Raw genomic sequence first — 240 nt, 5'->3', positions numbered from 1 at the left:
CCGTCAAGCTGGCCAACCCGCCCGTGTTCACGACCGGCGCGATTGCAAGCGTGCGCCAGGAGGTCCACGAGGACGGAAAGGCCAACGTGTACTACGCGTTCTCCGACGCCGCCGCGCCCCGCATCCACAGCGCCACCGAGCGCCTGTTCGGTCGGTCGATGTTGCTCTCCGTCGAGGGCGATCCGATATCCCGGGCGTTCCTCAGCGTCCACTTCGGCGAGAGAATTATGACCTCGGGCA

The 240-nt window shown here is 66.2% G+C and carries 1 protein-coding gene; it reads left to right on the top strand.

What is annotated here, in order from left to right:
- On the top strand, nt 1–240 hold a 240-nt coding region (locus tag ACQG3P_RS22735; RefSeq protein WP_426806315.1), incomplete at both ends, for a hypothetical protein.

Origin of the sequence: Stenotrophomonas sp. SrG (assembly GCF_050031795.1) — a bacterium.
GTDB lineage: Bacteria > Pseudomonadota > Gammaproteobacteria > Xanthomonadales > Xanthomonadaceae > Stenotrophomonas > Stenotrophomonas rhizophila_A.
The sequence above is the reverse complement of the archived record's forward strand: the minus strand, read 5'-3'. Positions and strand labels throughout refer to the sequence as shown.